This window comes from Bradyrhizobium iriomotense (genome assembly GCF_030160715.1).
Taxonomy (GTDB): Bacteria; Pseudomonadota; Alphaproteobacteria; order Rhizobiales; family Xanthobacteraceae; genus Bradyrhizobium; species Bradyrhizobium iriomotense.
Window position 1 is genome coordinate 44,264 of the sequence record NZ_BSOW01000051.1, and the last position, 8,384, is coordinate 52,647.

At 56.8% G+C, this 8,384-nt stretch carries 5 protein-coding genes and 2 pseudogenes; 6 read left to right on the top strand and 1 reads right to left on the bottom strand.

What is annotated here, in order from left to right; genetic code table 11:
• Positions 1-155: 155 nt before the first annotated feature.
• The 6 genes and pseudogenes from QQL28_RS41785 to QQL28_RS41810 all read left to right on the top strand — a co-directional run bounded on the left by QQL28_RS41785 (position 156) and on the right by QQL28_RS41810 (position 7,835).
• The gene (locus QQL28_RS41785) at positions 156-1,085 is read left to right on the top strand and encodes a TauD/TfdA dioxygenase family protein (RefSeq protein WP_284275162.1); all 930 of its coding nucleotides are present in this window, start codon (positions 156-158) and stop codon (positions 1,083-1,085) included.
• Between the two features lie 1,241 nt (positions 1,086-2,326).
• The gene (locus QQL28_RS41790) at positions 2,327-3,673 is read left to right on the top strand and encodes a carbohydrate porin (RefSeq protein WP_284275163.1); all 1,347 of its coding nucleotides are present in this window, start codon (positions 2,327-2,329) and stop codon (positions 3,671-3,673) included.
• Positions 3,674-4,186: 513 nt separating this feature from the next.
• Positions 4,187-5,581 carry an aspartate ammonia-lyase gene (locus QQL28_RS41795; protein ID WP_284275165.1) on the top strand — a complete coding sequence of 465 codons (1,395 nt, stop codon included), beginning with the start codon at positions 4,187-4,189 and terminating at the stop codon, positions 5,579-5,581.
• A gap of 861 nt (positions 5,582-6,442) precedes the next feature.
• Positions 6,443-7,123, top strand: coding sequence for an HAD family hydrolase (locus tag QQL28_RS41800; RefSeq protein ID WP_284275166.1), 681 nt, complete (start codon positions 6,443-6,445; stop codon positions 7,121-7,123).
• A 152-nt stretch (positions 7,124-7,275) separates the two neighbouring features.
• A pseudogene (locus QQL28_RS41805) lies at positions 7,276-7,443 on the top strand (integrase core domain-containing protein); the annotation flags it as partial.
• 164 nt (positions 7,444-7,607) lie between these two features.
• A complete protein-coding gene (locus tag QQL28_RS41810) occupies positions 7,608-7,835 on the top strand; it encodes a helix-turn-helix domain-containing protein (protein WP_284275170.1) in 228 nt (75 codons plus the stop codon).
• Between the two features lie 241 nt (positions 7,836-8,076).
• On the opposite strand, the pseudogene tnpA reads toward QQL28_RS41810, so the two are convergent.
• Positions 8,077-8,384: pseudogene (gene tnpA / locus QQL28_RS41815) on the bottom strand (IS200/IS605 family transposase); the annotation flags it as partial.

The window sequence follows — 8,384 nt, forward strand, 5'->3', positions numbered from 1 at the left end:
AGATCAAAGGCCGTCGTGGACGCCGCACTAACCTGTTCGAAGGCGCGTGAACAGCTCAAGCGGGGACTCGTCGCTGGCACCACGGGTGTTGTCGTCAGCCCTGTCGAGTTGAATAGTGTGACCTAGCGGCAACCGCAAAATTGGAGGCTGAAGCCATGACTGCAGCGGTCTTGTCGGACAAAGTCATTCCTCGCGCCGATATCATCAAACGCGCAGCGCGCATCGGCGCAGAAATCCGAAACATTAAGCTGTCAGGCGATCTGCCGGAGCAGACGATCGCCTCGATCAATGAGCTGCTATTGGAGCACAAGGTCATCTTCTTTCGCGAACAGGGGCACCTCGATGATGCGGAGCAGGAGCGCTTTGCCGTTCGTTTCGGAAAGCTGGCACGTCATCCGACGCTCGGTGCGATTAAGGGAACAGCGTCGATCATCGAGCTTGATTCCGCCCGCGCCGGTAGCCGGGCCGACCTGTGGCACACTGATGGAACCTTCGTCGATGCCTACCCCAAGATTGCGGTGCTACGAGGCATTGTGATGCCACCATTCGGTGGCGATACGGTCTGGTCAAACACCGTCACGGCCTACCTCGACCTAGCACCGCCGCTCCAACGGCTTGCAGACAGGCTCTGGGCCGTTCACAGTAACGCCTTCGACTATGCAATACTGGCCCGCGCCAGCGAGCTCGACAAGAAGCACTTGGACGAAATCTTCACTAAAACCATCTATCAGACTGAGCATCCCGTTGTGCGCGTGCACCCGGAGACCGGTGAACGCACGCTGGTGCTAGGCGCTCTGGTGCAAAACTTCGTTGGTGTCCCGAAATACGACGGCCAGAAGCTTTTTGATTTGTTTCAGTCTCATATCACTGCGCTCGAAAACACCGTACGTTGGAACTGGAAGGAAGGTGATGTAGCGATCTGGGACAATCGCGCCACACAACATTACGCGGTGAACGACTACGGCGACCAGCACCGCCTCGTTCATCGCGCAACCATCGCGGGCGAAGTACCCGTCAGCATCGATGGTCGGAGCAGCGTAACACGCGTAACGGCCCCCAAGCAGCCGGCCGCTGAGGTCGCCTAGATGGGCCACAAGATCGGCTGCGACCCGGCCGATGGAAACTCTGCCGTTATACGCTCGATGGCTGCGTGCAGTATTCGGCAGCTTGGTTCGCCATCGCACTCACTATGAACCGTAAGCGCTTAGCTGGAACCCTTGCTTCGGGATCTGGATAGCTGTGCGAAGAAGCCTCCGGCTTGGACGGAGGTTCGGGATGGGATTGGACAGCAAAAAGGACGTCCATTTGGACGGCTCATCGGCAGGGTCGGTGAGCCGGCTGGAGGTTCTTGAAGGGCCGTCACATCGGGTTCAGCAGCTACCTGGTGGTAGCGGTACTAGTATTCGACCAGCCGGCCGCGGGTTTTCGCCGATGGATGTCGGTCCTGAGCCGCGCCACATGAGACGCACGCCTTTCGAAGAATGCTCTCTCCATGGGGCAACGATTGCCCGGTCGCGCGATCTGCCTACTTACGCGCAATGGTCTCGGCAGTTGCCGAGCAGCCGCCAGTCCTTCTGAGCCACCATCAGCACATCTTCTTGTCCACCCTACGTAGCCGCCGTGGTCGCGTCCTCGCCCATGAGAGGCTCGAGACGGGCGCTAAACTCCTTGAGCACACAACCTCGGTTTGGTGCTGAGGACGGCAAGAACGCTTCGCTCGTCGCTCTATTTGTTGACGAGCCCTGTGAGGAAGAGCGCCAATTGGTCGCACGCCCCATCTGACATTGAGTTCGCGAATCGAGAAGCAGCCCCCTGCGGCTGATGTCACCTACCAACCTTAGCAATTGATGCAGTGGCGACCACATGGCAACCGAGCAGCAGCAAAAGTCAGGCCTCACACGCTAAGGAAGTCGGGATGCAATATGGATCTGCCTGCGCCAGCAGGCGCGATGGATCTGCTGTCTCGTCATCTACAGCTGTGATGTCTACTCCTACAGCGGTCGTTCCCGTCTCATGGAAGCCGCTAGCTAACTTTCTCGCGCGATCCTCGAGGACCAAGCCCTCAAAGGTCTCGGCGCTTCGTTGCCGTCCATCGCTTCCTATCACGGCTAGCGCGCTGCGGACGAAATTCCATGGAGCCAACGCGCAGAGATGGATTACTATCGCACTGTCCATCGCTGCGAGTCCCGTCGGGGATCCGGCGCTGGTACAAGCTGCCACCGTGCCTAGCCCGCAAAGCGGCACGCCTAATGAGGCTACCCAAGGACGAATTCAAAAGAAGAACCGCCCGGCTACGCCGTACCGAAGGCACCGGTCCCAACAAGCGGTGCATCTCATCGATAGGGCAGCGCTTGCACAAACGGTCGATGCGTTTGCAGCAAAGCGCGACGGTGCGGTTGTAGTTGCAAAGAACAAAACTCCGCAGAACGCCGGGCCTTTTGCAAAGTTCGAGGACTTGCGCGAAAAAGGTATGTGGCTCAATATTCCTGGTCCGGCCGATACAATAGATCAGGATTACGGCGGCGTTAGATCTGCGCTGGGAGAAGTCGGGATCGGCTATGTTGGCGGGACAGTAAACACCTTCGTGGCCAATCAGCTGCCGAATGCGGCGAAGAGCACTATTCGTGATCAGCTATATGCTGGTCAGAACCCGACATTCAATACCCTGAATTTCATGATCGTGACGTATGATCTCAGCCGCTTTGGGATTCCCGATGGTCAGATCATCGTGGGAGCTCAGCAGCAGTATTGGACATGGAAGCCCGGGGGGCCAGATAGAGTTGGGATCAATACGATAGCCTACTATCAGACGTTTTTTGGCGGGAAGCTCGAACTCAAAACGGGCTATCTCAGGAACATAAATGAGTTCGCGGGCACGGTGGTCGGGGGAAACGCAGCAGTAAACGTTTTTGGAGCTTCATCCAATATTTTGTACCAAGCTGGGATGAGCAACAATGCCGCGCCGACGCCAGCTCTCAATCTGAAGTACAATTTTGATGATCGGTTCTACGACAGGATTTCAATACAGCGTTCACTCAGTCCAGACGGTCAGTTTGCGCACATTCTCGAAAATCCGACTGGGTTAGACTGGAGCACGACGAACGCGGGCGTTCTTCTACTGGACGAAGCCGGCTACAAGAACAAAGCTGCTCCAGGCTTACCGGAGACTTGGTTGCGGGCAGGTGCCGGTTTCAACAATAGCAGCTACATCGACTTGCAGTATCCGAAGCAAGCGAGAGCCGACGGGAATAGCATCTATTACGTGGCAGCGGACAGGCAACTCTGGCAGTCGGATGTCCAAGGCTCACCAACTCGTGGCGTCTATGCAGGATTTTCTGTGATGTACGCGCCGCCCGACTTAAATAGAGTGAGTGAGTATTGCGAGCTCCGTCTCTACGCAAAGGGGCTGTTTGACAGCCGTCCACGTGATCAGATTGCGATTGTCGCCACCAACACAGCGTGGAGCAACGTTGCAGTAAAAGCTGCGGCGGCCAAGGGCCATCTTGTGCATCGCAACAGTACGGCGCTTTCCGGCACGTACACGGCGCATCTGGCGCCCGGGGTATATTCAAGCTTAGGACTGACATACATCAATAACCCGACAAGCATCACATACACACCGCGAACGGGACATGCGTTGAACGTGTTAGTGTCTACGTCGATATTCTTCTAGGCCTCGAAAAATAGGGGGAGACTCACAAGTATGCCAATGTGGATCTTGCAATGCTGTCGGTGTCCGTCATATTAGGCGAACATCGCAGCCAGCCGGTGTGACGCCCAACGCGTAGATGGCCAATTGTTATGTGGTGACAGGATCCTGGCGGTTGTTCGGCTAGCGTGGCTTCTTGGCTCCATGCAGGTCAGCACCCGTCGCAATTTGGGTCAGGCGGCGGCGGGCGCCATGTGTCCAGAACAGTTCTATCTCGGCTGGTCATCCTTCTGCTGTAGGGAAACGAAATTATCAATCTATCGGCAAAGCTCGCGGTATCTTGGACCTGGACCGCGCCCCGCTCGGCTTAAGCGAATATCAAAACAGTGCTCACTAGGGCAGCTCTAGGATTTGACCTTGCCAGTTCGCGGTAAGAATTTGCTGGAGATACTGGCTCGCTAAAATTTGCCTACTCTGGGGAAGCCCCGCGATAGATGGTCACCCGTAAAAACGCGAAAACGCCGTATCATGGGCCAAATGCGAACTGAAGAAGACGTTATTGGTGAGAGGCAACTGCCCGCGGACGCGCTCTACGGCATCAATACCCTCCGGGCGTTGGAGAATTTTCCACTCACGCGCCGCACGATCGCGACGTTGCCTGAGTTTGTCCCCGCACTGGCGATGATAAAAGAAGCGGCGGCGCGTGCGAATCAAGAGATCGGCGCGCTGTCAGCGCAGAAAGCGGAAGCCATCATTGAGGCGTCCCAAGAGATCCGCGCCGGAAAGCACGATGCGCACCTCATTGTCGACGTGCTCGAAGGCTCTGGCGGTACATCGTCCAACATGAACCTCAATGAGGTCATCGCAAATGTGGCCGCGCTGCTGGCCGGAAAGCCGGTTGGTGACTACACTTTCATCCATCCAAATGATCACGTAAATCTCAGTCAATCCACCAATGACGTAATTCCGACGGCCATGAAGCTTGCGGTCTTTCGGGTATCGGAGGGGACTTCGCCCGCGCTAATGCGACTGGCCGCCGCATTCTCGGAAAAGAAGAAGGAGCATTCTCAAACCCTTCGGCTGGGCCGGACATGTTTGCAGGATGCCGTCCCAATGCTGTTTGGTCAGACTTTCGGGGCCTATAAGGCGGTCATAGAACGTCACGCTGAGCATGTGGAGGAGTTGCGGCGCCAACTCCTGGTCGTTCCGCTCGGCGGAACTGCGGTTGGTACCGGATTGAATTCCAGACCGGGCTATAAACAGGCGGTTTTCCGCCATTTGTCAGCTCTGGTTGGCCACGAGGTCAAATCGGCGGCCGATCCATTCGACGGAATGCAGAACTTAGACGCGTGTGCTCGGTTGTCAGCTGAACTTCGAAATTCAGCAAATTCTCTCTGGAAGATCGCCAACGATCTCATTGTGCTCTCGTCCGGTCCCGTCGGCGCTGTCGGGGAAATTGCGTTGCCTGCGATCCAGGCTGGATCTTCGATTATGCCTGGCAAGGTAAATCCGGTTGTTCCGATAGCGGTTTGTCAGGCAGCGTTTGCCATCTCCGGGAACGATGCTGCCATAGCAATGGCCTGCCAACAAGGACTGCTGGAGATCAACTGCTACGGCATGCTAGTCTGCGATCGCCTGACCGAATCCATCACTCTCCTCCAGCGTTCGGCGACTATTTTGGTCGATCGGTGTGTACGCTCGCTTACAGTAAATGAGGAGCGGTCGCGGCAGAATCTGCTTGCGTCGTGTGCGCTAGCAACAGCGTTGGTACCCAAGTTCGGGTACGCAAGTGTTGCTGCGATCGTGCGGGCGGCGCTCGATGAACATCGATCGTTTCTCGACGTCGCCATCGAACGTGGATTGCTGGGGCAGAAAGACGTGCATTCACTTATGCGCTGTGCCGCCGCCCAATCGACGCTCACGGCGGAGTGAGGTAGATCTGCCAAAGGGAAGATTGCCAATTCTTAGAGAGGTATCGGATCGCGGAGGTTCTCCTCTTGCTCAGCGGCGTACATTAAACGCGAGAAAGACCTCGCAAACGGTTGCGAGGCGTTCGCGGCGATCGCCGTGCCTCTGGTCATTCCTAGCTCAGCGAGCAGCGAGAGAAGAGCCTCCGTATCACTGGCCACGGTCGACGTCGTGCCGCAAGTGCGGGGATGCAGTCGACGGGAACAGCGCCCTGCCTGGACGCGACGCAGATGGCATCGTCGGGGAATCCGGATGTCAGCACCGGCCGCCGATGACAAAGACCTCCGTTCCGTTCCAGGCCAGAACACGCGCGCCCGTTCGCGACTCTCGAGCTCATTCCAATTGTTCTCATATGGGAAGTTTTAGAGTCCGCACCACCTAGCGTTCTCGTTCGAGACAATGTGTCGCGACTCTGACGTCTTGAGATCACTGCTGCTGGACAAGCCTGGCGTGTTTCTCAGGTCGTGTCCGATCGGATGGGGCGAGTCACGCCGTTTGGGCACTGGTACGATGCTTGCTTAGGGTGGTCAAACGATGTGTTCGCGTCGTCTAAACCGAACTTATCCGTCCCCTCATCGCCTTGGCTCCTTAACAAGATTAGCTTTGCGAAGATTGGCATGTCAGGTGTTGTTGGCGCGTTTCTCTCGTCTTTGATGTGCCTGCCCTTCCTAGTTCTCGGCGCGTCGTTACGTGCAGGCATGATCGAATCGATCTGTTTGCGTTCGAGATGCCAGCTCGAGAAGGACGGTAGCGCGCGAAGAGAAGCTTGCACAATTCAATGCGAATCTTCCCCATGCGCGGTGCATCCCTGTTTGAGGTTAAATCATGAAACCTGCTCTTGTCTTCGATTGGAATGGCACGCTACTCGACGATGCGCATGTGCTACTACAGACGACGAATGCCATACTAGATCGCTTCGGTCGCGCAACTATCGATATGAATACGTTTCGGGAACATTGCGACATCCCACTTTCTATCCTTTATCGCGGACTGGGAATGTCGGAATCGGAAGTTGCTGCCGTGGATCGAGATGCGGGTGCAATGTTTCACGACACGTACGAACGCTTTGCCAGCAAAGCTGATCTGCGCGAGGGCGCGCGTAGAATTTTGGAAATAGCGCACGAACAGGCGGCTTCGTCCATCATTGTGAGCAACCATGTTGTCGACCCTCTCCGATCGCAATTGCGAAGGCTTGGAATCAATGACTACATTAGCGAGGTGATTGCCTTTGAAAGCCGCGCCACGCAGTTCAAATCGATGAGCAAAGGGGAGCGGCTTGGTCTCTATATGCAGGAGAACGACCTGAAGCCGCCGGCGACCTTCATCATCGGCGATATGCCGGTCGAAACGAATATTGCTCGCGACCTCGGGCTCATAAGTATATCCATTACCGGCGGATTTGTTTCCGATTCGCGATTGCAGGCAGCAGAACCGGACTACATCATTCGCAGCCATCACGAGCTGTTGCCGATCTTGCAGAGGCACGGGTATTTCCGGGACACATAAAATCATGGTCGAGAACAATGACCCGACGTCCCCTAGAGCGATGAAGCCACTCTCATGTGGATCGGTGCTGCCCTCAGGTAAGCCGACATTACCTCAACCGGCGTGCCCATGGACTCTTCTGCTTATTGTGGCGGCCAGCGGCCGAGGTGCGCGAGTTCGTGTCGCGCGACCTTGACCTATGGGCCTACCAGCGCGGCGTCACGCTGGACTTCTCACGACCCGGTAAGCCAACCGACAATGCGTTCATCGAGGCCGTCAACGGTCGCTTCCGGGGCGAATGCCTCAACACTCACTGGTTCCTCAGCCTTGCGGCCATACGCGATGCTTCTGTCGGCGTGTCTTGATGAATTGATATGCTTATCATTTCTTTGAGGGGGTGTGATTCTGCTAGGACCGGAGAAACATTGGCGGATGGCGACATTTTCCATTGTCAGCGAACGGTGACATGCGGCAATGTAAGCGAGCGCTGACATTTGGATCGCCTATGCTCATTCGTACCTCGGCCGACCTCGGCGTGGTCATTCGCGACAGACGCAAACGTCTCAAGCTCGAGCAGTCGACATTGGCCAAGCGGATCGGCGTTAGCCGTCAGTGGCTGATCGACGTCGAGCACGGTCATCCGCGCGCCGAGTTGGCGCTTGTCCTCCGCGCCCTCGATGCCCTTGGCATCCATTTGGACGCAAACACTGGAACGCCCACCAGCCGCGCGTAAACCGCCGCGGTTGTTATCAATGCCATCGTCACCAAAGCCAAGAAGGGCAAAGCATGACGAGTGGCCGCGTGCGCAACGATGCCCGTGGCCGGCTGACCTTTGTCTACAACAATGATTGGCGCGGCACACGGGGAGCTTATCCTCACTCACCTAGTCCACCGCGAGATGCCCCCGGCGTTCAGGCTGGGGAGGGATAGCGGCTCCGGCAGCGCCAGAGATTGTAAGGCCTCCCCGGGCGCCGCGGTTGCCTTTGGGACTGAACGTATTCGGCGATGATAGATAGCGGGGCACCTCCGCACGAGCCGACGAAGTAGGACGGCGACCACAACGCGGCGTCGCGGCCGCGCATGTGCACTTCAGGCCGCCATTCGCGCAGCAACCGTCTCGAAACGCCCTTCAGGCTGTTGACCAATTTAGAGAGCGCGACCTTCGGCGGGTAGTTAACCAAGAAGTGCACGTGGTCGTCCTCGCCATCGCACTCGATCAATTCTGCCTCAGAATCCCTGCAGACTTTCGCGAAGATCGACCGCAGGTCCCGAAGCGTTCGGA